Below are 315 nucleotides of genomic sequence, written 5' to 3' on the forward strand. Positions count from 1 at the left end.
CCTCGTCGTAGGCCTGCGCGAAGACCGGAAATGCTTCGTACAGCCCGGAACCCATGCCCCGCCGCTGGGTTCCCTGGCCGGCGAACAGGACCGCCAGCCTGCCGGGGGCGGCCAGACCGGTGACCACGGTGGCCGACTGGCCGGTCGTGTCCCAGGCCGACTGCCGGTCGAGCGCGCACTCCCGGTCGGCGGCGACCACGACGCCACGCCGTCGGCCACCCGCACCTGCTCGCGCACGTGCTCGACCCCCTCCTCCGGTACCGTCACCAGGCCCGGTCCCACCAGGGCAACCTTCCCGGTGGACTCCATCGGAAC

Annotated in this window: 1 protein-coding gene; it reads right to left on the reverse strand. The window is 73.3% G+C overall.

The genetic code is table 11. From position 1 onward, the window contains the following. Positions 1 to 199, reverse strand: a 199-nt coding sequence (locus ADL03_RS06900) for a hypothetical protein (RefSeq protein WP_157528262.1), incomplete at its 3' end; no start/stop codon positions are given. Positions 200 to 315 lie beyond the last annotated feature (116 nt).

Origin of the sequence: Nocardia sp. NRRL S-836, from assembly GCF_001279525.1 — a bacterium.
In the GTDB taxonomy this organism is placed as follows: Bacteria; Actinomycetota; Actinomycetes; order Mycobacteriales; family Pseudonocardiaceae; genus Lentzea.